This is a genomic window from Methylosinus sp. RM1, assembly GCF_011378635.1.
Classification (GTDB): Bacteria; Pseudomonadota; Alphaproteobacteria; order Rhizobiales; family Beijerinckiaceae; genus Methylosinus; species Methylosinus sporium.
The window spans coordinates 26,148-52,731 of record NZ_WOVC01000002.1; the positions used below are offsets into that span (position 1 = coordinate 26,148).

Below are 26,584 nucleotides of genomic sequence, written 5' to 3' on the forward strand. Positions count from 1 at the left end.
ATTTACCGTCTTGTCCACAAAGACACCGGGAATCGCTCTACAGCTGTGCTCACGCTCCGTAACATGTGGATAAAAGGTTGACGAAAATTAACTTCCGTTAACGAACCGTCAATAAAATCAAAAAAATCTCTTAAAGATTGAATTTTCTTTTTGTGTCGTTTTGGGTTAGCTCCAATGACAGGACGAGCGCCAGACGTCGCTTCCCCAACCGTTTCCCGACCTTGCCGGAGCCAAAGCGCAATGAGTGATCGTAAGCCGCTCCTCGATGTTCTACGCGGCGAAGCGCGCGCCATTCCGCCGATTTGGCTGATGCGGCAGGCTGGCCGTTATCTCCCGGAATATCAGGAGCTACGCGCCAAGGCCGGCAGTTTTCTCGACACCTGCTACAATCCGCGGACGGCGGCGCGGATCACTTTGCAGCCGATCGAGCGCTTCGGCTTCGACGCGGCGATTTTGTTCAGCGATATTCTCGTCGTGCCGGACGCGCTGGGGCAGAAGGTCTGGTTCGAGTCGGGCCATGGCCCGCGGCTCGTTCCCCTCGAGAACGACAGCGACATCGACGCTCTTTCGGGTAGCTTCGACATCGACAAACTCGCGCCCGTTTTCGAGACGATCGACCGGGTGAAGGGCGAGCTGCCGAGCTCGGTGGCCTTCATCGGCTTTTGTGGCGCGCCTTGGACGGTTGCGAGCTATATGATCGCCGGCCGCGGCACGCCGGATCAGGCGCCGGCGCGGCTCTTCGCCTATCGCCGGCCGGAGGCTTTCGCGCGGCTCATTGATATATTGGTCGAAGCCTCGGTCGCTTATCTCATTCGGCAGATCGACGCCGGCGTCGAGACGCTACAGATTTTCGACAGCTGGGCGGGCGTGCTGCCGCCGCAGGAATTCGAGCGCTGGGTGGCGGCGCCGCTGAAAAAGATCATCGACAAGGTGAAGGAGGCCCGTCCTGGCGTTCCGATCATCGCTTTCGCGCGGGGCGGGGCGACGCATCTGCCGCGTCTCGCGGAAACGCTCGGCGCTGATGCGCTGGGGCTGGATACGGCGATCGATCCCGTCTGGGCGGCGAAGCATATTCCCGCCGGGCCGGCGCTACAGGGAAATCTCGATCCGCTCGCTCTTCTCGCCGGCGGAGCGGCGCTCGATCGCGAGATCGATTCGATCTTGCGGAGCTTCGCGGGGCGCCCGCATATTTTCAACCTGGGCCACGGCGTTTTGCCGGAGACCCCGCTAGAGCATGTCTCGCAATTGATCGAGCGCGTTCGCAGAGCAGGAAATTGACGTCATGTATCTCTGGATCAAAGCTCTACATGTGATCGCCATTATCGCCTGGATGGCGGGGCTGCTCTATCTGCCGCGGCTCTTCGTCTATCACACGGAAGTCGGGCAGGGCGCGCCCTCGGCCTTGTTCAAGAAGATGGAGCGCCGGCTCGCTCTCTACATCATGGCGCCGGCGATGATCGTCTCTTGGGCGGCGGGACTGGCGCTGATCTATTTCGGCTCCTTTCATGGAGCCGGATGGCTGCACGCGAAACTGGCGCTCGTCGTGCTGCTCACCGGCGTCCACTTTTATTTCGGGGTGACGCAGCGCGCTTTCGAGCGCGACGAGAATCGCAGGCCGGCGCGATTCTTTCGATTCATCAATGAGGTTCCGACGCTGCTGATGATCGGCATCGTCATATTGGTGATCGTCAAGCCGTTCTGAAGACAGGGGGTTTTCCCCGTCCTTCATGCAAATGTCATAGGTTTCGGGCGGATGGCTTGCGTTTCCGCCCGAAAGGGATTAATTGCTGAGTCACTCACCTCAAGGCAGATCGTCGTTTCACGCGACAGCCGGATCAAAACCGGCCCACCGGGGCATCGGCTCCGTATCCCTTCTGCCCATCCCGCGCCCTAGCCCGCGTTTCATCCGAATATCGTCGAGGATTGTCCCAAATGGGGGAAATCAAGCTTCAGGACCTGAAGTCCAAATCGGCCGCCGAATTGCTCGCCTTCGCAGAGGAGCATGAGGTCGAGGGCGCGTCGCTCATGCGGCGCCAGGAACTGCTCTTTGCAATATTGAAGCAATTCGCCGGTCGCGACGTCGAGATCGTCGGCGAAGGCGTCGTCGAAGTGCTGCAGGACGGCTTCGCTTTCCTGCGTTCGCCAGACGCCAATTATCTCGCCGGCCCAGACGATATTTATGTGTCGCCCTCGCAGATTAGGCGCTTCGGCCTGCGCACCGGCGACACGGTCGAGGGCATGATCCGCAGCCCCAAGGAGGGCGAGCGTTATTTCGCGCTTCTCAAGGTCAATTCGATCAATTTCGAAGATCCGGAGAAGGTGCGGCACAAGGTCCCCTTCGACAATCTGACGCCGCTCTATCCCGATGAGCGCTTGAAGCTCGAGATCGACGATCCGACGCGCAAGGACCTTTCCGCCCGCGTCATCGATCTCGTCGCGCCGATCGGCAAGGGCCAGCGCGCTCTGGTCGTCGCGCCGCCGCGCACCGGCAAGACCGTGCTGTTGCAGAATATCGCGCAGTCGATCACCACCAATCATCCCGAGTGCTATCTGATCGTTCTGCTGATCGACGAGCGTCCGGAAGAAGTGACCGATATGCAGCGCTCGGTGAAGGGCGAGGTGGTCTCCTCCACCTTCGACGAGCCGGCGGTGCGCCATGTGCAGGTCGCCGAAATGGTGATCGAGAAAGCCAAGCGCCTCGTCGAGCATCGCCGCGATGTGGTGATCCTGCTCGATTCGATCACCCGCCTCGGCCGCGCCTACAACACGGTCGTCCCGTCCTCCGGCAAGGTGCTGACCGGCGGTGTGGACGCCAATGCTCTGCAGCGGCCGAAGCGCTTCTTCGGCGCGGCGCGCAATATCGAGGAGGGCGGCTCGCTGACCATCATCGCCACGGCGCTGATCGACACCGGCTCGCGCATGGACGAGGTGATTTTCGAGGAGTTCAAGGGAACGGGCAATTCGGAGATTATTCTCGACCGCAAGGTCTCCGACAAGCGCGTCTTCCCGGCGATCGATATCACCCGCTCCGGCACCCGCAAGGAAGAGCTGCTAGTGCCCTCCGACATACTCAAAAAGATGTATGTGCTGCGCCGCATCCTCAATCCGATGGGCACCGTGGACGCCATCGAATTCCTGCTCGGCAAGCTTCGCGAGACGCCGAAGGGCAACGCCAGCTTCTTCGATTCGATGAACACCTGAGGCGAGGCCCGCGGACGCGCTGTCCGAGGGCTCCCGCATTTCGAGAGAATAAGGCCGAGCCTCTGTCGCTCGGCCTTTGCTTTTGGTGGGGGCGGAAATCTCGGGATTCTCGCCGTGGCCGTCCTTCGAGAAGCCCGCTTCGCGGGCTCCTCGGGACGAGGGTTCGGAATATCGTCCCTCACCTGATCGCCCTGATGTCGCGCTATCTCCCGCGCTGAAATTCGCGTAGAGCGATCCGGTGTTCCGTCGGATGTGCAGCTATGTCGATTGAAACGATCTTTGCCTCGGCCACAGGGGCGGGGCGCGCGGCGATCGCGGTGATTCGGCTGTCCGGCCCGATGGTCGGCGCTGTGTTGGAGCGGATCGCAGGACGGCTCCCCGAGCCGAGATCGGCGCATTATGCGCGTCTCGCCGACCCGCGAAGCGGCGAGACGATCGATCGCGGCCTCATTCTCTATTTTCCGGCGCCCAATTCCCCGACGGGCGAGGATTACGCCGAATTGCAGATTCACGGCGGCCGCGCAGTGATGCGCGCGGTTCTGACGGCTCTGAGCGCATTTTCGGGCCTGCGGGAAGCGCAGCCGGGAGAGTTTGCGCGGCGCAGCCTCGCCAATGGCAAAATGGATCTGTCGCAGGTCGAAGGCCTCGCCGATCTCATCGAGGCGGAGACGGAGTGTCAGCGCCGTCAGGCGATCCGGGCGCTGGGCGGGGCTTTGCGCAAGCAGGTCGAGAGCTGGCGCGAGCTTCTGATCCGCGCGCTGGCGCTGGTGGAGGCGGAGCTCGATTTCTCTGATGAAGGCGATGTGTTCGAGCCGGCGACCGCGCTCCATCCTCTGCTCGCGCCTCTGCTCGAGGAAATGTCGGCCGTGCTGGCGAATGGCGCGGCGAGTGAACGGCTCCGCGATGGTTTCGTCGTGCTGCTGCTCGGCCCGCCGAATGCGGGGAAATCGACGCTGCTGAACGCGCTGGCTCGGCGCGATGTCGCGATCGTCTCTCCGGTTCCCGGAACGACGCGCGACATGATCGAGGTTCATCTCGATCTCGGCGGCATTCCGGTGACTTTGGTCGATACGGCCGGCCTGCGTGAGGCGAAGGACGAGATCGAACGTATCGGGGTCGAGCGGACGCGGGCGCGAATCGCCGAGGCCGATCTGCTGCTCTGGCTCTCCGAAAAAGGGGCGGACGCTCCCGAATTGGCGGCGGCCGAGGGGGCGGAGCTCATTCGCGTCGCGACCAAGGCGGATTTGGGGAATTGCACATCAGATGACCTTGCAATTTCTGCTCGAACAGGGTTTGGAATAGAGCGACTCCTGGATGAAATGGCGGCGCGCGCCAGGCAGCGGCTGGGCGATGGCTCGACGGCTGTGCTGACGCGTGAGCGGCATCGGCGGCTCATTCAGGAGGCGAGAGATGCAATCGAGGCAAGCCTCGATCCAGGTAAGCCGCTCGAATTCGTCGCAGACGATCTGCGCGTCACGGGCCGCGCGCTCGGGCGGATCGTCGGCGCCGTCGATGTCGAGGATGTGCTGGATGCGATTTTCTCGCAATTTTGCATCGGCAAATGATGTTTCACGTGAAACAGGATAGCAGGACCGAGGACGGGAAATTGAGTCGAGTGGCCTATGACGTGATCGTGATCGGCGGCGGCCATGCCGGCTGCGAGGCGGCCGCTGCGGCTGCGCGTCGGGGCGCGCGCACAGCGCTCGTCACCCATTCTCGCGCGACGATCGGCGCCATGTCCTGCAATCCGGCGATCGGCGGGCTCGGCAAGGGCCAGCTCGTTCGCGAGATCGACGCGCTGGACGGGCTCATGGGCCGCGTCGCCGACGCCGCCGGAATCCAGTTTCGCCTGCTCAATCGCTCCAAGGGCCCGGCGGTGCGCGGCCCGCGCGCCCAGGCCGATCGCAAGCTCTATCGCGCCGCGATGCAAGAAGCGATCGCCGAGGTCGCAAATCTCGATGTCATCGAAGGCTCGGCCGAAGGTTTGGATGTCGAGCAGGGACGTGTCGTCGGCGTGACGCTGGATGGCGCGACGCTCGCCGCCGGCGCTGTGGTGGTGACGACCGGCACTTTCTTGAACGGCGTCATTCATATCGGTGCAACGCAATATTCGGCGGGGCGGATGGGCGAGCGCCCGTCGCTCGGCCTCGCCGAGAATTTGCGCAGCATGGGCTTTGCGACGAGCCGGCTCAAGACCGGAACGCCGCCGCGCCTCGACGGCCGCACGATCGACTGGGCCCGTCTCGAGGAACAAAAGGGTGACGAGACGCCGGAGCCTTTCTCCTATCTGACGACATCGATCGCCAATCCGCAGATCGCCTGCCATATCACCCGCACCAACGCCGCCGCGCATAAGGTCATTCTCGACAATCTCGAGCATTCGCCGATGCGCAGCGGCGCGATCTCCGGGCCCGGCCCGCGCTATTGTCCTTCGATCGAGGATAAGGTCACGCGCTTCGGCGACCGCGACGCCCATCAGATTTTTCTCGAGCCGGAAGGGCTCGACGACGACACTGTCTATCCCAATGGGATTTCGACCTCGCTGCCGGAAGAGGTCCAGCGCGCTTTCATCCAGAAGATCGAGGGGCTCGAAAACACGCGCATTTTGCGGCCGGGCTATGCGATCGAATATGATTTCATAGATCCGCGCGAGCTCGACGCCACTCTGGAAACAAAGCGTGTCCGAGGCCTGTTCTTCGGCGGTCAGATCAATGGCACGACAGGATATGAGGAGGCGGCGGCTCAGGGATTGGTCGCTGGACTCAACGCCGCCGCTCGAGCGGGCGGCGCGGCGGCGGCGGTCTTCGATCGCGCCGAGGCCTATCTCGGCGTGATGATCGACGATCTCGTCACCCGCGGCGTCAGCGAGCCCTATCGCATGTTCACCTCGCGCGCCGAATATCGACTGTCGCTGCGCGCGGACAATGCGGATGAGCGGTTGACGGGCAAGGGACTCGAGATCGGCTGTATCGGACGGGAGCGCGCGCGGGTTCATGAGGAACGGATGGCGCGGCTCGGCGGCGCGCGCACTCTGCTCCAGCAATTGTCTCTGACCTCGGCGGCGGCCGCCCGCGCCGGCCTGCCGATCAATCAGGATGGGCAGAGGCGCAGCGGCTATGCTCTGCTGTCCTTTCCGGGAATCGATCTGGCGCGGCTCGCATCGATTTGGCCGCAACTTCTCGAGATCGATTCGGAGACGGCGGCCCGGGTCGAGACTGACGCTCGCTACGCCGTTTATCTCGATCGGCAGAGCGCCGACATCGATTCCTATCGCCGAGACGAGCAGCTCGCTCTCCCCTCGACGCTCGACTATCGGGAAATCGGCGGTCTCTCCGCCGAGCTCTGCGCCAAGCTGTCGGCGCTGCGTCCGCGCACGCTGGGACAGGCGCAGCGCATAGAGGGCGTCACTCCTGCCGCGCTCACCCTTTTGGCGGCGCGGGCGCGGCGCGGGTGATCGATAAAATGGGGGGGAAGGGAAAGGATCGCGTCAGCGATCGTGACAATGCGCTGCAAATCGCGCCGGCGCTGCGTCGCTATATTCGCGAATTCGAAATCTACGAATCGCTGCTGCGGAAATGGCAGAAGTCCATCAATCTCGTCGCCGGCGGCACGTTGGATGAATTATGGACCCGTCATTTCGCGGATTCGGCGCAGATAAGGGAGTTTTTTCCGAGCCTGGAAAACTGGGTTGATCTCGGCTCGGGCGCGGGATTTCCGGGCATGGTGCTGGCGATCTGCCTGAAGGATCGTCCGGGCGCCAAAGTTCATCTGATCGAAAGCGATCAGCGCAAGGCGGCGTTTCTGCGCGCTGTTTCACGTGAAACAGGGGCAGCGGCGGAAATTCACATCGGGCGAATCGAAAGCGAATTGCCGCTCATCACCGATTCATTGACCGGCGTCACGGCGCGCGCGCTCGCGCCTATGCCGCAATTGATCGAGTGGTCGCACGAACTTCTGTTGAAAAACGTCAAAGGCGTGTTTTTGAAGGGCGAAGATTGGGCTGCCGAATTGACCGGCTCGAGCGCCGCAGATAGTTTCCAGATCTGGACATTGCAAAGCCGCACGCATTCGTCCGGCCGCATTATCGCCCTTGCGCGGGATTTTGGAGCTTGACGTGACCGACGTTCCGCCGCCCCGAATTCTCGTCCTCGCCAATCAAAAGGGCGGCGTCGGCAAAACGACGACCGCCATTAATCTCGGCACGGCGCTCGCCGCCGTGGGCGAGACAGTGCTGGTCATCGACCTCGACCCGCAGGGGAACGCCTCCACTGGCCTCGGCGTCGACCGCAAGGCGCGCCGGATTTCGACCTATGACGTGCTGCTCGCGGAGAGCAGTCTCGCCGAGGCGATCGTGGCCACCGCCGTGCCGCGTCTCTCGATCGCGCCGTCGACGCTCGATCTGCTCGGCGTCGAGCTGGAAATCGCTGGCGATAAGGACCGCGCCTTTCGCCTGAAGCGCGCCGTGGCCGAGCTGATCGCGGCGGAACGCCATGAGCAGGCTCCGGCCTTCAGCTATGTTCTGATCGATTGCCCGCCCTCGCTCAATCTGCTGACCATCAATGCGCTCGCTTGCGCCGACGCGGTTCTCGTGCCGCTGCAATGCGAGTTCTTCGCGCTCGAAGGTCTGTCGCAGCTGCTGTCGACCGTGGATCAGGTGAAGCGCTCGCTCAATCCGCGGCTTTCGATCCATGGCATTGTGCTGACCATGTTCGATCCGCGCAATAATCTCGCGACCCAGGTCGTCGCTGATGTGCGCCGCTTCATGGGCGACAAGGTCTATGAGACGGTGATCCCGCGCAATGTGCGCGTGTCGGAAGCGCCGTCGCATGGCAAGCCGGTGCTGCTCTATGATCTCAAATGCAGCGGCAGCCAAGCCTATCTGAAGCTCGCCACGGAAGTCATTCAGCGCGAGAAGCAGCTGCGGGCCGCCTGAGACAGGGTTTCGTCGCGCGCTGCGAGCGCGCCTCTCGTTTGAAGGACATCTCTCGAAATGGCCGAAGAAGCGACGCGCAGAAGATTGGGGCGGGGGCTGGCGGCTCTGATCGGCGATGCGGGCGAGGAAGCGCCGGCGGTGGAGCGCGCGCGTGGCCAGCGCCGGGCGCCGATCGAATTTCTGCGGCCCAATCCGCGCAATCCGCGCGTTTCTTTCCGCGAGGAGGAGCTCGCCGATCTCGCGGCCTCCATCCGCGAGAAAGGCATTATTCAGCCGATCGTCGTGCGCACAGTGCCCGGCGTCGCCGACGCTTATGAGATCATCGCCGGCGAGCGCCGTTGGCGCGCCGCCCAGCTCGCCAATCTCGCCGATGTGCCGATCATCGTGCATGAGGCGGATGATCGCGAGGCGCTCGAGCTGGCCATTATCGAGAATGTCCAGCGCGCCGATCTCAATGCGATCGAAGAGGCGCGCGGCTATGAGCGCCTGGGTAAGGAGTTCGGCTATTCGCAAACCGATCTCGCCAAGATCATCGGCAAGAGCCGTTCGCATGTGGCCAATACGCTGCGGCTGCTCAATCTGCCGGAGGCGAGCCGTCGCCTGGTGACGGAAGGCGCGATTTCCGCCGGCCATGCGCGCGCGCTGCTCGCCGTGGACAATCCCGATTCGGTGGCGCGCCGCGTCGTCGAGGAGGGCCTCACCGTGCGCGACGTCGAGCGCCTCGCGCAGGAGGATTCCGGCGCCAAGCTGGAGACGAAGTCGCGCAAGCCACGTGTCGAGAAGGACGCGGATACGGTGGCGATGGAAAAGTTGCTGACCGACGCGCTCGGCCTCTATGTCTCGATCCACCATCATGGCGAGAGCGGCGAATTGCGCATCCGCTATACGACGTTGGAGCAGCTCGACGGATTGTGCAGAAGATTGACGGGGTGAGGGGGAAGTCGTCGGCGCTCGAGAAGCTTTCGCCGGGAGACAATCCGTCGATGGTGGGCTTTTTCATATGATTTATCAGCCGTTTGGCGTGGATGGCCGGGACAAGCCCGGCCATGACGGCGGTGTTTCGTGATGTGTGAATCCGATAGCCTGCAAGCTACGGAATTCATTGTTTCACTCGCTCGTCTGCGCGGTCCAGCTCGCATGTTCGACGCCGGCGATCTTCTCGAGATCGGCGGCGACGGCGTCGAGTTCTTTGGGGTCGACGCTGGTCGAGGTCAATATTGCGATGAGCTCCACCTCCCCTTCGCCACGCTCCAATTCCTCGATTTCGCGCACCGGATAGTCCGCCGCTTCGAGCTTCTCGACCAGCAGATCGCGCAAGGCGTCGCGTCGCGTTTGCGAGACAGTGACATGCAGGCGGTAGATCGCCTCGGTGGCGCGCTCGTCGATCGGCGCGCGCTCGATGAGATGGACCAGCGGGCGCAGCAGCATATTGCCGGTCAGCGTGAAGATCGCCATCAATATCGCCTCCGCGGGGCGGTCGGCGCCGGAGAAGGCGCCCGTGACGGCCGAGCACCAGATGGTCGCGGCGGTGTTGAGCCCGCTGATGTTGGCGCCGTCCTTGATGATGACGCCGGCGCCCAGAAAGCCGACGCCGGAGGCGATATAGGCGAGCACCTGAGTGGCGCCGAGATTGCCGTTGAGCCGCATCCCCAGATCGACGAAGGCGGCTGCGCCGAGCGCGACCAGCGCATTGGTGCGCAACCCCGCAGTGCGTTGCCGATATTGCCGCTCGGCCCCGATCAGCGTGCCGAGAAGAAGCGCAACCAGAAGAGAAATCAAGGAATTGAGAAATTCCGGCGCGTTGAAGTTCGCAATGGCCGCCATTGTCCTGTCCGTGTCTTTGTCCGATAGGGCCCTCGCGCCGTCCATCGAATCAGAGTTGTCGATCTGTCACAGTTTCAGAGCATCGCGACAAATTTTACTCGCCGAATAATCGCTGTGATTGAATCTCGCTCGAAAAAGCTTAAACCAGAAAATGTTGTTGTTCCTAAAACTCAGGGGGAGATTCATGGAACGTCGGCAATTTGTGACAGCAATCGGCGCATTGGCCGCCGCTACCGCCGCCACGGGGACTTTGGCGGCCGAAGATCATGCGCATCATCATGGCGCCGCAAAATATAAGGCGCTGTTCGAGTCGAGCACCAAATGCGTGGCCGCCGGCGAGGAATGCCTGCGTCATTGCTTCGAAATGCTCGCCGCGAATGACGCCAGCATGGGCGCCTGCACCAAGTCCACCTTCGACGTCGTCGCCGCCTGCAAGGCCATGGCCTCGCTCGCGGGCACGAGCTCGACGCTCACTCCGGCCTTCGCCAAGGCCGTGGGGGAGGCTTGCCTCGCCTGCAAGAAGGAATGCGACAAATTCCCGAATATCGCCGAATGCAAGGCTTGCGGCGACGCCTGCAAAGCCTGCGCCGACGAGTGCCAGAAGGTCGCGGCCTAAAGGGGAAGGGCCCGACCGATGTGCGGGACGCGCCACGGCGCGTCTCGTTTTGGACGATCGGGCGATTATATTGAGCATAGCGCGCCGAAGCGGCCGAAGGCGCGAAATTTCGAGGCGAGATTTTCTCGGAGAGCCGGCCGAACTCCCATGTGAACTCCCATGTGTCGCTCGCGACACGGTCGAAAAATCTGCCATGTGTCGCTCGCGACACGTTCGAGACGGAGCCTGCAAAGTGACCGAGCGCGCGCCGGAAATCCTTTCGCACGAGACGCAGCCTCACGGCGTCCTGTCCTTCCTTCTGCGGCAATGGCCCTATTTCGCCATGCTGGGGCTGGCGCTGTTCGGCGTCGCCTATACGAGCATGACGCGCCAGGGCATGACGACCTATTGGATCGTGCTCGCGCCGATCTTCGGCCTGATCAGCATCGCCGCCGGCTGGCCGGAGGCGGAAAACGCCGAAGAAAAATGGCGGCTCGTGCGCACGCAGATTTTGCATTGGGGCGCGGTGCTCGCGGCCATGTGCCTCATCTTCATCGGCGATGTGAAGCAGATGATGAATTCCGACAGCAGCGCGCTCACCGTGCTCACTGTGCTGGCGCTCGGCTCCTTCACCGCGGGCATTCATGCGGAAGCTTGGCGCGTGTCGCTCGTCGGCCTGCTGCTCGGCCTCGCCGTTCCGGCGATCGCCTGGCTCGAGGAATCGACGCTGCTGATCCTGCTGATCGTCGCCGTGATCGCGGTTTTCGCCGCTTTCGTCCTTCTGCGGGACCGCCGGCCCTCGCTCACATAAAGACTTGTTTATATCTTTATTGCATCTGCTCCGCCGCCTTGCTATAGGCGGCCAGGCCTGCGCGCTCGCCTCAGCCAAGGCGAGACAACGCCTGAAGGGAGCGTCATGACCACCCATTTCAATGATTATGTCGTCGCCGACATCGGCCTCGCCGATTGGGGCCGCAAGGAACTGAACATCGCCGAGACCGAGATGCCCGGCCTCATGGCGACGCGCGCCGAATTTGGTCCGTCGCAGCCGCTGAAGGGCGCCCGCGTCGCCGGCTCTCTGCATATGACCATTCAGACCGCCGTGCTGATCGAGACGCTGAAGGCGCTGGGCGCCGATGTGCGCTGGGCCTCCTGCAATATTTATTCGACGCAGGACCATGCCGCCGCGGCCATCGCCGCCGCCGGCACGCCGGTCTTCGCCATCAAGGGCGAGAGCCTCGAGGATTATTGGGACTACACCCACCGCATCTTCGAATGGGGCGACGGCGGCACGCCGAACATGATTCTCGACGACGGCGGCGACGCCACGCTGCTCATCCATCTCGGCCTGCGCGCCGAGAATGGCGACACGGCTTTTCTCGACAAGGCCACCAATGAGGAGGAGGAAGTCCTCTTCGCCGCGATCAAGAAGCGCCTCAAAGCCAATCCGGGCTTCTACAAGCGCAACGCCGAGGCCATCAAGGGCGTGACCGAGGAGACCACCACCGGCGTGCATCGTCTCTATGTGATGCACAAGGAAGGCAAGTTGCTCTGGCCGGCGATCAACGTCAATGATTCGGTCACCAAGTCGAAGTTCGACAATCTCTATGGCTGCCGCGAATCGCTGGTCGACGGCATTCGCCGCGCGACCGACGTGATGATGGCCGGCAAGGTCGCCTGCATCGCGGGCTATGGCGATGTGGGCAAGGGCTCGGCCGCTTCGCTGCGCAACGCCGGCTGCCGCGTGCTGGTCACGGAGATCGATCCGATCTGCGCCCTGCAGGCCGCGATGGAAGGCTATGAGGTCACGACGATGGAAGACGCCGCATCGCGCGCGGATATCTTCTGCACCGCGACCGGCAATGTCGACGTCATCACGACCGAGCACATGCGCGTCATGAAGGACCGCGCCATCGTCTGCAACATCGGCCATTTCGACAGCGAGATTCAGGTCGCCGGCCTGCGCAATCTCAAATGGCACAATGTGAAGCCGCAGGTCGACGAGATCGAGTTCGCCGACGGCAAGCGCATCATCCTGCTCGCCGAAGGGCGCCTCGTGAATCTCGGCTGCGCCACCGGCCATCCGTCTTTCGTGATGTCCGCTTCCTTCACCAATCAGACGCTGGCGCAGATCGAGCTCTACACCAAGCAGGGCCAGTATCCGGTCGGCGTCTACACGCTGCCCAAGCACCTGGATGAAAAGGTCGCCTCGCTGCATCTTTCCAAGATCGGCGTGAAGCTCACCAAAATGACCGAGCAGCAGTCCGCCTATCTCAACGTGCCGCAGAACGGCCCGTTCAAGCCGGAGCATTATCGGTACTGATCCGGCGGCTCGGCGAAAAAGTTCAGGCCTCGCTCTCCGTGAAGAGGGCGAGGCCGCAATCTGGATATGCTTCTGGGCCGATCGCTCCGCGGCGCGAGAAGGATGCTCCAAAACGCGCAGCGGCGCCCTTCGAGACGCGAAACGCCCCTTCGGGGCCTCGCCAGGACGAGGAGGCCGGCTCGCCGCGCGACAATACGCGGCAGAAATCCCCCGAGAGCCCGTCTTTTCGAGCAAGATCAAACGACTAGGAACTGCGACGCGATCCACCCCGTACGCGATTTCGATCTTTTTGTCGTACGTCTGCAATGTTCGAGGCTAAGCTGAGAGCCTGGACTCGTTCCTGAAGCGAGCCCTTCGATCTCGTGAGCGCAGCAGGAGATGCAGGCTGACGCTCATGGGGATGAGCGCATGGACCGAGGTCCTCGCTCGAGCGCTCATTCAAGCGCCAGTCAGGAGAATAATATGAAGATCGATTTTCTAGGAGCGACCGCTCTGGCGACCTTTGTCGCTTTTTCAGCGTCGACGGCGCTCGCCGACACTGCGACATTTACCGCGGCGGCGCCTTTGACCGGGTGTCCCAACTGCACTGCGACGGACGGAACCGGCCTTGTCGTATCCGCCCTCGGTCATCTTCTCCCCAACGGTTGGGACGTGCGAACGGGAAACGGCGGGCTTTATTTCGCCAACCGCACCGGCGGCGTCTTTACGATTCCCGCCTCGAACTTCCCCGGCAAGTCCTTCGATTTGACCGGTCTGAAGCTGTTCGCCTATGGCGCCTCGAGCATGTCGACGCCCGTGACCTTTACTCTTTACGCTTATCATTTCGGCATTCCGACCGCAGACACGGTACTGGTGACGGTCGATTCACAAGCCATTCAGGACGTCACTCTGTCCGACCCTCGTCTACAGAACATCGATACGCTCGTTGTTCGATATGATCCGTTGCAGATTCGGTACGTCTATTTCATCGAAACACGTTTTACACCTCACTAATTTCGAAGCGCTTGTTCGGGCTCGCATGATTCCGTGCGCGCTCCGACGTCGGGAAACGCCGCGAAGCGAGCTTTCTGGAGAGGGCGCGATTTCGCGGCGACCCGGGGGGATGCGCGGATCATTCCAGCGCGGAGCATGACGACGCACGATCGAGCGGGCAAGGAGAAGGAGGTCGGAATCGCCTCGAGAAACGTCTCTCTCGCCACGCCTCGTCGTCGATAGAGCGCGTTCCGATCGAACGGAATCGTTCGATCGATCAGAATTCGCTCCAAACCAAAAATACTGTACCGGTCGAGGTCGCGAGCGCTTTCCATACCAAAATTGCTTTGAAAGACCGATGCGCCCGACGGTCGGCGCGGAACTGCGGCCGCGGCGAATTTTCCCGCAGCAGCGCCGACGCCAGTTCGGCGAAACCCCTAGGCGGCAATCTCCCGGTCACGATCCGCGTTTCACTTTTCGACGGCGCGTTTTAGATTAGACGCGATTCGAGACGGCGCCACGGTGGCGCGCGGACGGCTTGCGGCGTTTGTTTGCGATGAGCCTTTGCAAATCGAACGTGGAGACCTGTTCGCATGTGTCACGATGCGGCCTTCGGGCCGAAAGCGTTGCCGCCTGCGCGACGTCGGGGAGCGTCCTCGACGCTCGTTCGCGGCGTGACGCGTGGGCTCACGACGGCCAGCCTCTTGCCGCTGGGCGGGCCGGCGCGGGCGGAGGCGCTCGCCAATCTTCTCGCCACCACGAATAACGCCGAATTCGTCAATCTCGCTCTGACCGGCGGGCTCGCGCTTTTCGCTGTCGTCGTCGCCTTCACCCATCTCGGCGAGCGCAAGGCGTGGAGCCGTCGCGAGGCGCGTCTCGCCGCCGAGCTCGAAGCGACGCGCAAGCGGCTAGATCGCGCGGAGATTTTTCTGTCGAGCGAGCCGCAGCTCTTCGTCTCCTGGGACAATGCCGCCGGCGAGCCGGACATAGAGAACGGCCTCAACGATCCGGCTTTCGCGCGGCGCGTGCTCGCCTTCGGCACCTGGCTCGGCGCGGAGGAGGCGAGCGCGCTGCAAGAGCGCATCGATCGGCTCCGCCAGAATGGCGACGGTTTTCATCTCTCGCTCGCCAGCCTGCAAGGCCGGCGCTTCGACGCCGAGGGCCGCGCCGTCGCCGGCCGCGCCGTGCTGCGCATCCGCGAAGTCTCCGGCGAGCGGCTGGAGCTGCTGTCGCTGCGCGAACGCCACACGCGCAGCGTGGCCGAGGTGGAGGGGCTGCGCGCTCTGCTCGAGGCGCTGCCGACGCCGGTCTGGATGCGCGACGCCGAGGGCCGACTCGTTTTCGTGAACTCGGCCTATGCGCAGGCGGTGGAGGCGGAAAATCCGGCCGACGCGCTGCGTCGTCAGATCGAGCTGCTCGATAAGGATGCGCGTATGCAGGCCCAGGCGACGCGCGCCCAAGACGACGTATGGCGCGCGCGGGTGACGGCGGTCGTCGCCGGAGAACGCCATCGTCTCGATATCGTCGAAGCGCCCTGTCACGGCGCCGCCGCGGCTCTCGCCATCGATCGCCATGAGATCGACACGACGCGCGCCGATCTCGAGCAGCAGATGCAGGCGCATTCGCGCACGCTGGATCAATTGCCCATCGCCGTCGCTATTTTCGATCGCGCCAGGCGGCTCGTCTATCGCAACGCCGCCTATGAGAGTCTCTGGCCGCTCGACAGGGCCTATCTGGATCAGGGGCCGAGCGACAGCGAGATCCTCGATCGCCTGCGCGCCGAGCAGCGCCTTCCCGTCGAAGCCGATTACAAGGCCTGGAAGGCGCGTCTGCTGGAGGCCTATCAGGCGTCCGAAGAGCATCACGTGCATGTCTGGCACATGCCGAACGGACGCACGCTGCGCGTCGTGGTCAACGCCAATCCGCAAGGCGGCGTCACCTATCTCTATGACGATGTGAGCGAGCGCTATTTCCTCGAATCGCGTTTTCATGCGCTCGACCGCATGCAGAACGAGACGCTGGAAAATCTGCGCGAGGGCGTCGCCGTCTTCGGCCCGGACGGAAGGCTGCGCTTCTGCAATCCCGCCTTCCTCGCGCTCTGGGCGCTGGACAAGCATATTCTCGACGACAAGCCGCGTTTCGACGCCGTGGCCAATCTGTGCCGGCCGCTGCATCTCAACGAGGAGACCTGGACCGAATTGCGCGGCTTCGTGACCGGGCTGCAGGACATGCGCCAGGGCTTCACGCGGCGCATCGAGCGCTCGGATGGCGTCGTGCTCGACTGCACGGCGCAGCCCTTGCCGGAAGGCGCGGCGCTGCTCACCTTCGTCGATGTCACCGCGGGCGTGAATGTCGAGCGCGCGCTCACCGAGCGCAATCAGGCGCTGATCGCGGCGGAGAAGATCCGCAACGATTTCGTCCATCATGTGTCCTATGAGCTGCGCTCGCCGCTCAACAACATCATCGGCTTCATCCATCTGCTCGGCGAGAAGACGACCGGCGAGCTCAACGCCAAGCAGCTCGAATATCTCGGCTATGTCGGCAAATCCTCGGCGGCGCTGCTGGCCATCATCAACGATATTCTCGATCTGGCGACGATCGACAGCGACGCCATGGAGCTCGAGCTCGAGGAGGTCGACGCCGCCGACGCCATGCGCGCCGCGGCCGAAGGCGTTCAGGACCGGCTCGCCGAGAACGACATAGAGCTGCAGATCGTCGCCACCGGCGATGTCGGCTGCTTCCGCGGCGACGGCAAGCGCATCCGCCAGATCCTGTTCAACCTGCTCGCCAATGCGATCGGCTTTTCTCGGCCGGGACAAACGATTACGCTCGCGGCTTTGCGGCGGGAGGGGGAAATCGTGTTCAAGGTCGCCGATCGGGGGCGGGGCATCGCCCCGGACGTCCTCGAGAAAGTCTTCGACCGCTTCGAGTCGCACACCTCGGGCTCGCGCCACAGGGGCGTCGGGCTCGGCCTCTCCATCGTTCGCGCCTTCACCGAGCTGCATGGAGGGCGCGTGCTCATCGATTCCGCGCTCGGCGAAGGCACCACGGTCACTTGCATCTTCCCGGCGCGCGAGAGCGGCGGCCAGCAGGGTCTCGCCCCGCGTGAAAAAGGACAGGCCTCATGAGTGAAGAGGCCGAATGGCTGATCGACGTCGCCGACGAGGCGCAGACCGCAGAACTCGCCGCCAAGCTCGCCCCGCTCATTCGCGACACGGTGCGGCTCGTCACCCTCTCCGGCGATCTCGGCGCCGGCAAGACGGCCTTCGCGCGCGCGCTGATCCGCGCCCTGGCGCAGGATCCGACGCTGGAGGCGCCGAGTCCGACCTTCACGCTGATGCAGATCTACGAGACTCCCGGCTGCCGCATATTGCACGCCGATCTCTACCGCATAGCGGGGGGCGAGGCGGAGCTCGAGGCCATGGGCTTCGACGAGGCCAGCGAGGACGCTCTGGTGCTGGTCGAATGGCCCGAGCGCGCGCCGAGCCTTTTTGCCGGCGAGCGGCTGGAGGTGCGGCTCTCCTTCGCCTCCCCGGAGACGCCCGACGCGCGCCGCATCGGCATCATCGCCCATGGCAGGGCGGCGGGGCGGCTCAAGGCCTTTCGGACCATGCGGGAGTTTCTGGAGCGCGCCGGCTGGAGCGACGCCGCGCGCGATTATCTGCAGGGCGACGCCTCCTCGCGCATCTATGAGGCGCTGCGCCGACCGGATGGAGCCCAGGCCATTTTGATGATCTCGCCGGCGCGGCCGGACGGCCCGCCCATTCGCTACGGCAAGCCCTATAGCGCCATCGCGCGGCTCGCCGAGACAGTGAAGCCCTTCGTCGCCATGGCGGAGGCGCTGCGCGCGCAAGGCCTCTCCGCGCCGCAAATCTACGCTTATGATCTCTCGGCCGGCTTCGTGCTGCTGGAGGATCTCGGCCGCGACGGCGTCGTGGCCGGCGGCGCGCCGATCGCCGATCGCTATGTCGAGGCGCTGTCGGCGCTCGCGCCGCTCCATGCCCGCCGTCTGCCGGACGTTCTTCCGGTCGAAGGCTCCGGCCCTTACCACATCCCGCCCTATGATCTCGACGCGCTGCTCATAGAGGTGGAGCTGCTGCTGGAATGGTATGCGGCGCGGGTCGGCGGCGGCTGCATCTCGTCGGGCTCCAAGGCGACCTTCGTCAACCTCTGGCGCCAGGCGCTGATCGAGATCGTGATGTCGGCGCCGACCTGGACCTTGCGCGACTTCCACTCGCCCAATCTCATCTGGCTGCCGGACCGCGAGGGAACCGCGCGCGTCGGCGTCATCGATTTTCAGGACACTGTGCTCGGCCATCCGGCCTATGACGTGGTGTCGCTGACGCAGGACGCGCGCGTCGACGTGCCGGACGAATTGGAGATGCGTCTTCTCGGCCATTATGCGCGCAAGCGCCGCGAGGCGGACCCGCTGTTCGACATGGCGGCTTTCGCGCGCGCCTACGCCATTCTCGGCGCTCAGCGCGCGACCAAAATCCTCGGCATTTTCGCGCGGCTCGATCAGCGCGACCACAAGCCGCAATATCTCGTCCATCTGCCGCGCGTGGAGACCTATCTGCGCAAGGGCCTGCGCCATCCCGCGCTCGCCGATCTCGAGGCCTGGTATGTCGCCAACCTCCCCGCGCTCTTCCGTGCCTGAGGCGGCCTTCGTCTTCGCGGCCGGGCTCGGCTCGCGCATGAGGCCGCTGACCGACCGGCTGCCCAAGCCGCTGGTCGCGATCGCCGGCGTCACTCTGCTCGATCGCACGCTGAACGCTTTCGACGAGGCCGGCGTCGCGACGGCGGTCGTCAATGTCCATCACCTCGCCGATCAGATCGAGACGCATCTCGAGGGCCGGCGGACTCCGCGCATAATCCTCTCGGACGAGCGCGAGAAGCTGCTCGACCAGGGCGGCGGCGTCAAAAAAGCGCTGGCGCTGTTCGAGGGCCGCCCTTTCTTCATCGCCAATACGGACGCCTTTTGGATCGGCGCGGGCTGCGACAATCTGCAGCGCCTCGCCACGCTGTGGAATCCGGAAATCATGGATATCGCTCTGCTGCTGGCGCCGCGACTGGGCAGCGTCGGCGTCGACTGGGACGGCGATTTCCACCGCGCCGCAGACGGTCGGCTGACGAAGCGCGCCGCCGGCGAGACGGCCGATTACGTCTATGCCGGCGTCGGCGTCGTCAAGCCGCAATTGTTCGAGAGCGTGGAGCAGGAAGCGTTTCCGCTCGCGCCTTTCTTTTTCCGGGCGGCGGAGCAGGGACGGCTCTTCGGCGTTCCGCTCGACGGCAAATGGCTGCATGTCGGCACGATGGCGGCGATAGAGGAAGCCGAGCGCGCCGTCGCCGCGGGGGGCTGATCGCGCCGAATTCGTCGCAGCCGAAAGGCGACGACGCCAAGTCGAAGGAGACGGCGGGACCCGCCGGAATTTCTTTACCCCGATGCGTCTTCGCCGGCTCGGAGCGCGAAGACTCGGCTTTTTATGACTTCGAGAGCATGGCATAGTCGATGCTACGCTCCAGCTGGATTCTGCCGCCCCCCACATTTTTGAAGCTCACGGGACCGTGAACCGCGATGATCGAATTGGCGCCGACCTTGTTTTTATTCGGCGCCTTCATGCTGTCGCTGCTAGGCGTCTTTCTCTATGCGATCTGGCGAGGAGACGAAGAGGCGCAAGAGCTCTGGTGGTGGTCCGCCGTTTTCGCGACGGCCGGCGCCGCGGCGCTCACCTACGCCTTCCGCAACGAGGCCGAATGGCTGTCGATCATTTTCGGCAATGCGCTCAATATGTGGTCCTGCGGCCTGCTCTGGACGGGCGTCGTCGTCTTCGTCGAGAAGCCTGTTCGGCTGCCGCTCGCGCTTCTCGGCGGCGCGATCTGGATCGCCGGCCTCTGGCGGGCCGACCTCAACATGCGCATCGCCGAAACGGCGGCGATCTCGGCGGTCTATGAAGCCGCCGCCGCCTGGGAATTGTTCCGCTACAATCGGATCCGCGAGCAGCGTCTCGTCTCGTCGCGCGTGACGGCCTGGATCATCGCTCTCCAGGCCGCGCTCGATTTCGCGCTCGCGGTCGCCGCGCCCTTTCTCGTGGTGGATAATGAGAGCTTTCTCACCAGCCCTTACCTCAAGGCTCGTTTTCTCGAGCTCTCGGGCTTCGTCGCCATTCTCGGCTTTCTGGTGGCGACCCTCTCCAAGGAGCGCCTGGCGAGCCGACGAGAAGTCGCCGCGCTGATCGATCCGCTGACCGGTCTTCCCAATCGCCGCGCATTCGACCGCGCGGTCGAGCGCGCGAGGCGGGGGGCCACGCCGCGCGCCACGGCCGTGCTGGTCTTCGATCTCGACAATTTCAAATTCATCAACGATCGCTTCGGCCATGCGGTCGGCGACCGCGTGCTGGCGGCCTTCGGCGCCGCGGCGTCGCGAAGCATCCGCGCCAACGACTTGCTGGCGCGGATCGGCGGAGAGGAATTCGTCGCCATTCTCTCGCCGGCCGACCGAACGAGCGCTTTGGCCATCGCCGAGCGCATTCGCGCGGCTTTCGTTCGCGAGGCGAAGCATCTCGCCGACGGCGCGGCGACGGTCAGCGTCGGCGTCACGGTCATAGAGGGTGAGACGCCCGATCTCGCCGCTATGACGCGCGTCGCCGACGACGCGCTCTATCGCGCCAAGGCGGAGGGGCGCAATCGCGTCATTTTCGCCGGCGAGCAGCATGAGCAGACGACGCTCGCCTCGCGTGCGTAACAGCGCATTAACCACAGCGCGTCCATAGTGCCCCTAAGTGCCGTGAGCCTCGCTGCGTGACGCGGCCGGCCGGCGCACGCCACGCAGTTTCAGGGCCGTCATGGGCGAGATTATCGAATCCATCGTGATCGGCGCGGGGCCTGCCGGCCTCACCGCCGCTCATATTCTGGCGAAAAACGGACGCGAGGTTCTCGTTCTCGAGCAGGACGAGACTTATGTCGGCGGCATCAGCCGCACCGCGAGCTACAAGGGATTTCTCTTCGACATAGGCGGACACCGCTTCTTCTCGAAATCGAAAGAGATCGTCGATCTGTGGGACGAGCTGCTTCCGCATGATTTCATCGAGCGGCCGCGTCTGTCGCGCATCTTCTATCGCGAGAAATTCTACGCCTATCCGCTGAAGGCCTTCGAAGCGCTGAAGAATCTCGGGCTCTTCGAGAGCGCGCGCTGCATGGCCTCCTTCGCCTTCGCCAAGGCTTTTCCGGTGAAGGAGCCGCGCTCCTTCCATCAATGGGTGCGCAATCAATTCGGCGAGCGGCTGTTCGGCATTTTCTTCAAGACCTATACGGAAAAGGTCTGGGGCATGAGCTGCGACGATATCTCCGCCGATTGGGCGGCGCAGCGCATCAAGGGTCTCAGCCTCGGCGCGGCGATCATCGACGGCTTGCGCCGCTCTTTGAAGCTCCGCAAATCCGGCAGCGCCGCGAAGACGCTGATCGAATCCTTCCGCTATCCGCGTCGCGGTCCCGGCATGATGTGGGAAGCCGCCGCGCGCAAGATGCAGAAGCTCGGCGGCCGTCTGCGAATGGGCTGCAAGGTCGAGCAGCTCGCCTTCGATGAAGCGAGCGGAATTTGGACCGTCACGACACGCGACGCCAATGGCGCGAGCGAGACTCATCGCGCGCGCAATGTGCTCTCCTCCGCGCCGTTGCGCGAGGTGATGAATGCGCTGACGCCGACGCCGCTCAGCCTCTTCAACGCGCGCGCGCTCGCCTATCGCGACTTTCTCACCGTCGTGCTGATCGGACGGCCGCAGGAGGAGTTCCCCGACAATTGGATCTATATTCATGATCCGTCGGTGAAGGTCGGCCGCGTGCAGAATTTCAAATCCTGGTCGCCGGAGATGATCGCCGATGGCGTCTCCATTTGTCTCGGCCTCGAATATTTCTGTTTCGAGGGCGATGGATTGTGGAACGCCGCGGACGCCGATCTCATCGCCCTCGCCAAGGACGAGATCGCGAAGATCGGCCTCATGAAGGCGGAGGATGTGCGCGACGCCTGCGTCGTGCGTCAGGCCAAGGCCTATCCGGTCTATGACGAGTCCTACGCCGCCAATGTGCAGGCGATTCGGCTCGAGCTCGCGGCGCGCTATCCCGGCCTGCATCTCGTCGGCCGCAACGGCATGCACAAATACAACAACCAGGATCATGCGATGATGACCGGCATGCTGACGGCGCTCAATATCATCGCCGGCCGCGCGATCTATGACGTCTGGGGCGTGAACGAGGACGCCGAATATACGGAAGCCGGCGTCTCCGGCGCCGAGCAGGCGCTGGCGAGCGAGCGTCTCGTGCCGAAGCGGGTCGCATAGTGGCTTGCGCTCTCGAGAGGAAATGCCGCCGCGCCCCCTCCCTCACCCTCCCCCGCTATGCGGGAGAGGGGGCGGCCGACATTCCGCGAAATCTCGATGCAGCGCGCGGTCTGCTCCCTCTCCCGCGCAGCGGGGGAGGGCTGGGGAGGGGGCCTTCGCGTCTCGGCTTCGAATGACGCAGATCACGAACGCCACGACGCATCGCGTCTTCGCCGCCACGCGCGTGCTGCGCGATCTCGTCGCCTATGGGCTGGCGAGCGGCGCGGCGCTGGCGCTCGATTATGGGCTGCTGCTGCTCTTCCACAAGACGCTCGGCGCGCCCTATCTCATTGCTGCGGCGATCGGCTTTTGCGGCGGGCTCGCGCTCGTCTATGCGCTCAGCATAGCGGTGGTGTTCCGCGATCGGCGCAGCGTGCGCCCGGCGTCGGAATTCACGCTCTTCTGCGTCATCGGCCTCGCCGGCTTGCTCGTCACAGAGGCGCTGATGCTCCTCCTCGTCGGCCGTCTCGGCTTCGATCCCGCCTTTGCGAAAATTCCGACGGCGGGCGTCGTCTTCCTGTTCAATTTCACCGCGCGCCGCGCGCTTCTCTTCTCGGCGCCGGCCGCGAAGGCCGCCGCGTGAGCGCGCTCGCCGGCGAGGCGGCGGAGCTTCCCGCGCGCGCGCGTCGGGAAATTCCGCTTCTCGCCGCCATTGTCCCGGCGCTCGCCGGCGCGGCGCTATTGACGCTGCCGCGTGCGCGCGCCGTGTGGAGCGCCGGCGAATTCTACGATTCCGACGACGCCATGCGCGCCGTGCAGCTGCGCGATCTCCTCGCCGGCCAATCCTGGTTCGATATGACGGCGCGACGGCTCGATCCGCCGGACGGCCTTTTCATGCATTGGTCGCGCGTCGTCGATACGCCGCTCGCCGCGCTCGATCTCATGTTCCGTCTGTTTCTCGCGCCGGAAATGGCGGAGCGGGCGACGCGGCTCGTCTTTCCCTTTCTCTGCCTCGCTCTGCTCTTCGCGCTCGCGGCCTTTGTGGCGCGCGTCTTCGCCGATCGCTCGGCGCGATTCGCGGCGGTATGGCTGGTGCTTCTTTCGGCCCCGATGTTCGTGCAATTCACGCCCGGCCGTATCGATCATCATGCGCCGCAGATTCTGCTGCTGATGGCGACTTTCGGCCTCGTCGCGCTCGGCCTCCATCCCAAGCGTCCTCTCGCGCTCGCGGCCGCCGCCGCGCCTCTCGCTCTGTCGCTCGCCATCAGCCTCGAAAATCTTCCCTTCTTCATCGTGGCGCTGGCGACGCCGGCGATCCTCTTTCTCATCGAAGGAAAGACCGCCGCGCGGAGATTGCTGTCATTCGCGCTCGGCCTGCTCGTCTTCGCGCCGCTGACTTTCTCGGCGACCGTCGCGCCCTCGCGCTATGGCCTTTCGGCCTGCGACGCCTATTCGGCGGTCCATATTCGCGCCGTGCTCGTCGGCGCGCTCGGCTTCGCGGCGTTGGCCGCCGCCGCGCCGCGCCTCGATACGCTTCCGCGCCGCATCGTTGGACTCGGACTTGTCGGCGCCGCGGCGCTCGGCGCTTTTCTCGCCAGCGCGCCGCATTGTCTCGGTGATCCGCTCGTCGCGCTCGATCCGCTGCTGCGCGATCTCTGGCTCTCCCATGTCACCGAGGCCAAGCCGCTGAAGGCTTTTGTTTCTGATCCGGCGCTGCTGGTCTCCACCGCCGCGCCGGTGCTGCTCGGCCTCCTCGCCGCCACTGTCCTCGCTTGGCGCGAACGTGGCCTCGCGCGCGGGCGCTGGGCCATGCTGGCGGCGGCGATCCTCATCGGCTTTGCCGCGGCGCTCTGGCAGATTCGCGTCTTCTCCTCGGTCACGCCGCTGGCCATGGTCGCGCTCGCCGGCGCGGCCGCCGCCCTATCGGCGCGCCTCGCTCATGTCATGCCGCTGCTTCGCTGGCTCACGATCGGCCTGCTCTGCCTCTTCGTTTCGCCCATGGGTCTCGCTCTGGCGCTGCAATCGGACGGAGAGGCCGCGCCGCGCGAGACCCGTCGCGCCTGCCTCGAGGCGAGCGCCTTTTCGGGCCTCGCGGCGCTGCCGCCGGCGCGCATCGTCGCGCCAGTCGATATGGGCGCGCATCTACTCGCCTTCACGCCGCATCATGTCTTCGCTGCGCCCTATCATCGCGACAATCACGGCAATCGCCTCGCGGTCGAGACTTTTCTGGCCGCGCCCGCGGAGGCCGAGCGTCTGCTGCGCGCCGCCGGCGCCGAGCTGCTGCTCTGGTGCGACGGCGGCGAGACCGGCGACGCCCTCATCGAGCGCGCGCCCCATGGGCTGGCGGCGGCGCTCGCGCGGGGCGAGAGCGTCCCCTTCCTCGAGAAAATCCCACTCGAGCGCTCGCCTTTCCATGTTTTCGCCCTGCGTCCCGCGCAATAATATCCGGCGCCCGCAACAGGAATCCGATATCGCCCATGTCCGCTCCGCTGATCGATCGCCGCCGGCTTCTCCTCGCCGCTTCCAGCCTGCCTTTCGCCCGGCCGTCCTTCGCGCAGCAGCCGCTGGAGGCGGAGGAGGATCTGCAAGTGCGGATCGAGAACCGATCCACGCCCGAGCTCTGCGCCGAGAAGGACAATATCGAGCTGGATTTCGTCTCGCCGCAGGTGCGGCGTATGCGCGTGCAGGCGGTTCATCCCTCCTATATCGGCATGATCGGCTCGGACCGCTGGGCGCCGGATTGGACGAGCTGCGATCTCTCGCACGACCCCAAATTCGCCGCCGACGCGCGCCGCCTCACCTTTTGGGAGACGCCGGAATTCTGGCTCGTCGGCTATACTTTCCCGTCCTTCTGGCGGCCCAATGACGTGCCTGTGCGCGTCGGCGACCGTGTCGAGAAGGGCTTTCATCTCGTGCAGCTGTGGATGACCTATCGCGAGCGCGCGGAGGAAATTCTGGTCTTCTACCCGCCGGACGGCTATTGGCGCGCGCGCCCGCTGCCTTTCGAGGATATGCGCTGGACGGCCTATGGCTCCTCCTTCCTCATCGGCCCGGTGGAGGTGCAGGAGCGCCCCATCGTCGCGCTGAAGGAGATCGTTTTCGATCCGCAGACGCGCAGCTTCACCCTGCGCTTCCGTCGTGGCGGCGAGGCGAAGATTCGTCTCGCCTCCATCGATCAGGATCGCATCGTGCTCGACGTCTCCTATAGCGACGGAATGCCGGACGGCCTGCCCTTCGCCTCGCTGCGGTCCATGTACACCACGCAATCGATGAGCGACGCGGCGCTGGTCGCCTGGCGCACCAAGCGCGGCATAGGCTGGCAGGAGGCGCCGGTCATCGGCTTTCCCGGCGCGCCGGCGACGGAGATATGGCTCGGCCGGCATATGCCCTCGCGGCACAATCTCTCGGCGCCCGATATGGTGTTCGGCAAGTTCCAATCGACGGCGGCCACGGCGGTCAAATGACCGCGCGGCTCCTGTGGCTGGACGTCGCGCGCGGCCTCGCCGTGCTGGCGATGTTGGCCTTTCACTTCGGCTGGGACCTCGGCCATTTCGGCCATATCGATCCCGAGATTCCCTATACGGACGCCTATAAGGCGTTCGGCCATGCGATCGCGGCGAGCTTTCTCTTCATCGCCGGGCTCTCGCTGACGCTCGCGCATGGGACGGTTTTTCGCGCGCGCGCTTATTGGCGCAGGCTCGCTCTGCTCATCGGCGCCGCGCTGCTGGTGAGCGGCGGGACCTATATCGCCTTCCCGTCGAGCTTCGTCTTTTTCGGCATTTTGCATTGCATAGCCGCGGCGAGCCTGCTCGCTTTGCCCTTCTTGCTATTGCCCTGGCCGGCGGCTTTCGCCGCGGGCTTCGCGCTGGTCGCGGCGTCTTTTTTTGCGCGCGCCTCTTTCTTCGATGCGCCGTGGTTCTGGTGGACGGGGCTTTCGACCTTCGAGCCGATGACCAATGATTATCGCCCGCTCGCGCCTTGGGCGGGCGCGCTGTTCGTCGGCGTCGGCGCGGCGAAGCTGGCGCGTCTACGCCCGGCCGCGGTTGCCAATTCGCCGCACAACATCGCGACGCGCAGCGTCGCCTTTCTCGGGAGGCATAGCCTCGCGCTCTATCTCGTCCATCAGCCTTTGTTCTTCGCGGGCTTCACCGCCGTCGCCATGCTGACCGCGCCGATGCACAATGCGCGTTTCGAGGAAGCCTGCCGCGCGCAATGCGTCGCCTCGGGAGCGAGCGCTCAGAAATGCGAGACGGCTTGCGATTGCGCCGCGCGCGAGGCGGCGCGAGAAGATGCGTTGCCCGACGCTGCGACCGACGAAGGCCGCGCGCGTCTCGAGCGCATCGCGCGCGCCTGCGTGATAAAATAGTTTTTGTTCAGGACCGTCATTGCGAGCGGAGCGAAGCAATCCTTCAGCCGTGACGCGG

The 26,584-nt window shown here is 64.4% G+C and carries 22 protein-coding genes; 21 read left to right on the forward strand and 1 reads right to left on the reverse strand.

From position 1 onward, the window contains the following. Positions 1–240 precede the first annotated feature (240 nt). The 8 genes from hemE to FMZ75_RS01485 all read left to right on the forward strand — a co-directional run bounded on the left by hemE (position 241) and on the right by FMZ75_RS01485 (position 9,067). Positions 241–1,278, forward strand: a complete 1,038-nt coding sequence (hemE, locus tag FMZ75_RS01450) for a uroporphyrinogen decarboxylase (protein WP_166141052.1) — start codon at positions 241–243, stop codon at positions 1,276–1,278. 4 nt (positions 1,279–1,282) lie between these two features. Then, positions 1,283–1,702 (forward strand): protoporphyrinogen oxidase HemJ, encoded by a 420-nt coding sequence (gene hemJ / locus FMZ75_RS01455; RefSeq protein ID WP_142862894.1) that lies wholly within the window; start codon positions 1,283–1,285, stop codon positions 1,700–1,702. 230 nt (positions 1,703–1,932) lie between these two features. Next, positions 1,933–3,201, forward strand: coding sequence for a transcription termination factor Rho (rho, locus tag FMZ75_RS01460; RefSeq protein WP_108915480.1), 1,269 nt, complete (start codon positions 1,933–1,935; stop codon positions 3,199–3,201). A 260-nt stretch (positions 3,202–3,461) separates the two neighbouring features. Beyond that, positions 3,462–4,766 (forward strand): tRNA uridine-5-carboxymethylaminomethyl(34) synthesis GTPase MnmE, encoded by a 1,305-nt coding sequence (gene mnmE / locus FMZ75_RS01465; RefSeq protein WP_166141053.1) that lies wholly within the window; start codon positions 3,462–3,464, stop codon positions 4,764–4,766. Then, on the forward strand, positions 4,766–6,655 hold the full coding sequence (gene mnmG / locus FMZ75_RS01470; protein WP_166141174.1) for a tRNA uridine-5-carboxymethylaminomethyl(34) synthesis enzyme MnmG: 1,890 nt from the start codon (positions 4,766–4,768) through the stop codon (positions 6,653–6,655). The genes mnmE and mnmG overlap by 1 nt, the downstream gene beginning before the upstream one ends. A gap of 8 nt (positions 6,656–6,663) precedes the next feature. Then, positions 6,664–7,314, forward strand: a complete 651-nt coding sequence (gene rsmG, locus FMZ75_RS01475) for a 16S rRNA (guanine(527)-N(7))-methyltransferase RsmG (protein WP_166141054.1) — start codon at positions 6,664–6,666, stop codon at positions 7,312–7,314. Position 7,315: 1 nt separating this feature from the next. Then, positions 7,316–8,134, forward strand: a complete 819-nt coding sequence (locus FMZ75_RS01480) for a ParA family protein (protein WP_108915483.1) — start codon at positions 7,316–7,318, stop codon at positions 8,132–8,134. Positions 8,135–8,191: 57 nt separating this feature from the next. After that, positions 8,192–9,067, forward strand: coding sequence for a ParB/RepB/Spo0J family partition protein (locus FMZ75_RS01485; protein WP_108915484.1), 876 nt, complete (start codon positions 8,192–8,194; stop codon positions 9,065–9,067). A gap of 174 nt (positions 9,068–9,241) precedes the next feature. On the opposite strand, the gene FMZ75_RS01490 is transcribed toward FMZ75_RS01485, so the two are convergent. Further along, a complete protein-coding gene (locus tag FMZ75_RS01490; protein WP_108915485.1) occupies positions 9,242–9,958 on the reverse strand; it encodes an MgtC/SapB family protein in 717 nt (238 codons plus the stop codon). Positions 9,959–10,142: 184 nt separating this feature from the next. Here FMZ75_RS01490 and FMZ75_RS01495 point away from each other — a divergent pair, with 184 nt between their 5' ends. The 13 genes from FMZ75_RS01495 to FMZ75_RS01555 all read left to right on the forward strand — a co-directional run bounded on the left by FMZ75_RS01495 (position 10,143) and on the right by FMZ75_RS01555 (position 26,526). Further along, entirely contained in the window at positions 10,143–10,574 is a 432-nt protein-coding gene (locus FMZ75_RS01495; RefSeq protein WP_142862897.1) for a four-helix bundle copper-binding protein, read from the forward strand. 232 nt (positions 10,575–10,806) lie between these two features. Continuing rightward, positions 10,807–11,364 (forward strand): hypothetical protein, encoded by a 558-nt coding sequence (locus FMZ75_RS01500; RefSeq protein ID WP_166141055.1) that lies wholly within the window; start codon positions 10,807–10,809, stop codon positions 11,362–11,364. A gap of 105 nt (positions 11,365–11,469) precedes the next feature. Continuing rightward, the gene (ahcY, locus tag FMZ75_RS01505; protein WP_166141056.1) at positions 11,470–12,876 is read left to right on the forward strand and encodes an adenosylhomocysteinase; all 1,407 of its coding nucleotides are present in this window, start codon (positions 11,470–11,472) and stop codon (positions 12,874–12,876) included. A 462-nt stretch (positions 12,877–13,338) separates the two neighbouring features. After that, a complete protein-coding gene (locus tag FMZ75_RS01510) occupies positions 13,339–13,869 on the forward strand; it encodes a hypothetical protein (RefSeq protein WP_166141057.1) in 531 nt (176 codons plus the stop codon). Between the two features lie 572 nt (positions 13,870–14,441). Beyond that, positions 14,442–16,976 carry a PAS-domain containing protein gene (locus FMZ75_RS01515; protein ID WP_166141058.1) on the forward strand — a complete coding sequence of 845 codons (2,535 nt, stop codon included), beginning with the start codon at positions 14,442–14,444 and terminating at the stop codon, positions 16,974–16,976. Then, positions 16,973–18,505 carry a tRNA (adenosine(37)-N6)-threonylcarbamoyltransferase complex ATPase subunit type 1 TsaE gene (tsaE, locus tag FMZ75_RS01520; RefSeq protein WP_166141059.1) on the forward strand — a complete coding sequence of 511 codons (1,533 nt, stop codon included), beginning with the start codon at positions 16,973–16,975 and terminating at the stop codon, positions 18,503–18,505. Before FMZ75_RS01515 ends, tsaE begins: the two co-directional genes overlap by 4 nt. Then, positions 18,471–19,208, forward strand: a complete 738-nt coding sequence (locus tag FMZ75_RS01525; protein ID WP_166141060.1) for a nucleotidyltransferase family protein — start codon at positions 18,471–18,473, stop codon at positions 19,206–19,208. The genes tsaE and FMZ75_RS01525 overlap by 35 nt, the downstream gene beginning before the upstream one ends. Positions 19,209–19,423: 215 nt before the next feature. Next, positions 19,424–20,590, forward strand: a complete 1,167-nt coding sequence (locus FMZ75_RS01530) for a diguanylate cyclase (protein WP_166141061.1) — start codon at positions 19,424–19,426, stop codon at positions 20,588–20,590. A 100-nt stretch (positions 20,591–20,690) separates the two neighbouring features. Further along, positions 20,691–22,181, forward strand: a complete 1,491-nt coding sequence (locus tag FMZ75_RS01535; RefSeq protein ID WP_166141062.1) for an NAD(P)/FAD-dependent oxidoreductase — start codon at positions 20,691–20,693, stop codon at positions 22,179–22,181. Positions 22,182–22,353: 172 nt separating this feature from the next. Beyond that, on the forward strand, positions 22,354–22,803 hold the full coding sequence (locus FMZ75_RS01540) for a GtrA family protein (RefSeq protein WP_166141063.1): 450 nt from the start codon (positions 22,354–22,356) through the stop codon (positions 22,801–22,803). Then, complete coding sequence (locus FMZ75_RS01545) at positions 22,800–24,602, forward strand: hypothetical protein (RefSeq protein ID WP_166141064.1); 1,803 nt, start codon at positions 22,800–22,802, stop codon at positions 24,600–24,602. The genes FMZ75_RS01540 and FMZ75_RS01545 overlap by 4 nt, the downstream gene beginning before the upstream one ends. Positions 24,603–24,637: 35 nt before the next feature. Beyond that, positions 24,638–25,624 carry a hypothetical protein gene (locus FMZ75_RS01550; RefSeq protein ID WP_166141065.1) on the forward strand — a complete coding sequence of 329 codons (987 nt, stop codon included), beginning with the start codon at positions 24,638–24,640 and terminating at the stop codon, positions 25,622–25,624. Continuing rightward, on the forward strand, positions 25,621–26,526 hold the full coding sequence (locus FMZ75_RS01555) for a heparan-alpha-glucosaminide N-acetyltransferase (RefSeq protein WP_166141066.1): 906 nt from the start codon (positions 25,621–25,623) through the stop codon (positions 26,524–26,526). Before FMZ75_RS01550 ends, FMZ75_RS01555 begins: the two co-directional genes overlap by 4 nt. Positions 26,527–26,584 lie beyond the last annotated feature (58 nt).

What these genes read in the sequence shown, in the direction of transcription:
- FMZ75_RS01550 (WP_166141065.1), top strand. Translation starts at nt 24,638, where the DNA reads ATGTCCGCTCCGCTGATCGATCGCCGCCGGCTTCTCCTCGCCGCTTCC.
- tsaE (WP_166141059.1), top strand. Translation starts at nt 16,973, where the DNA reads ATGAGTGAAGAGGCCGAATGGCTGATCGACGTCGCCGACGAGGCGCAG.
- FMZ75_RS01485 (WP_108915484.1), top strand. Translation starts at nt 8,192, where the DNA reads ATGGCCGAAGAAGCGACGCGCAGAAGATTGGGGCGGGGGCTGGCGGCT.
- FMZ75_RS01525 (WP_166141060.1), top strand. Translation starts at nt 18,471, where the DNA reads ATGTCGCCAACCTCCCCGCGCTCTTCCGTGCCTGAGGCGGCCTTCGTC.
- FMZ75_RS01515 (WP_166141058.1), top strand. Translation starts at nt 14,442, where the DNA reads ATGTGTCACGATGCGGCCTTCGGGCCGAAAGCGTTGCCGCCTGCGCGA.
- mnmG (WP_166141174.1), top strand. Translation starts at nt 4,766, where the DNA reads ATGTTTCACGTGAAACAGGATAGCAGGACCGAGGACGGGAAATTGAGT.
- rsmG (WP_166141054.1), top strand. Translation starts at nt 6,664, where the DNA reads ATGGGGGGGAAGGGAAAGGATCGCGTCAGCGATCGTGACAATGCGCTG.
- mnmE (WP_166141053.1), top strand. Translation starts at nt 3,462, where the DNA reads ATGTCGATTGAAACGATCTTTGCCTCGGCCACAGGGGCGGGGCGCGCG.
- FMZ75_RS01510 (WP_166141057.1), top strand. Translation starts at nt 13,339, where the DNA reads ATGAAGATCGATTTTCTAGGAGCGACCGCTCTGGCGACCTTTGTCGCT.
- FMZ75_RS01555 (WP_166141066.1), top strand. Translation starts at nt 25,621, where the DNA reads ATGACCGCGCGGCTCCTGTGGCTGGACGTCGCGCGCGGCCTCGCCGTG.
- FMZ75_RS01535 (WP_166141062.1), top strand. Translation starts at nt 20,691, where the DNA reads ATGGGCGAGATTATCGAATCCATCGTGATCGGCGCGGGGCCTGCCGGC.
- FMZ75_RS01530 (WP_166141061.1), top strand. Translation starts at nt 19,424, where the DNA reads ATGATCGAATTGGCGCCGACCTTGTTTTTATTCGGCGCCTTCATGCTG.
- hemJ (WP_142862894.1), top strand. Translation starts at nt 1,283, where the DNA reads ATGTATCTCTGGATCAAAGCTCTACATGTGATCGCCATTATCGCCTGG.
- rho (WP_108915480.1), top strand. Translation starts at nt 1,933, where the DNA reads ATGGGGGAAATCAAGCTTCAGGACCTGAAGTCCAAATCGGCCGCCGAA.
- ahcY (WP_166141056.1), top strand. Translation starts at nt 11,470, where the DNA reads ATGACCACCCATTTCAATGATTATGTCGTCGCCGACATCGGCCTCGCC.
- hemE (WP_166141052.1), top strand. Translation starts at nt 241, where the DNA reads ATGAGTGATCGTAAGCCGCTCCTCGATGTTCTACGCGGCGAAGCGCGC.
- FMZ75_RS01490 (WP_108915485.1), bottom strand. Translation starts at nt 9,958, where the DNA reads ATGGCGGCCATTGCGAACTTCAACGCGCCGGAATTTCTCAATTCCTTG.
- FMZ75_RS01495 (WP_142862897.1), top strand. Translation starts at nt 10,143, where the DNA reads ATGGAACGTCGGCAATTTGTGACAGCAATCGGCGCATTGGCCGCCGCT.
- FMZ75_RS01540 (WP_166141063.1), top strand. Translation starts at nt 22,354, where the DNA reads ATGACGCAGATCACGAACGCCACGACGCATCGCGTCTTCGCCGCCACG.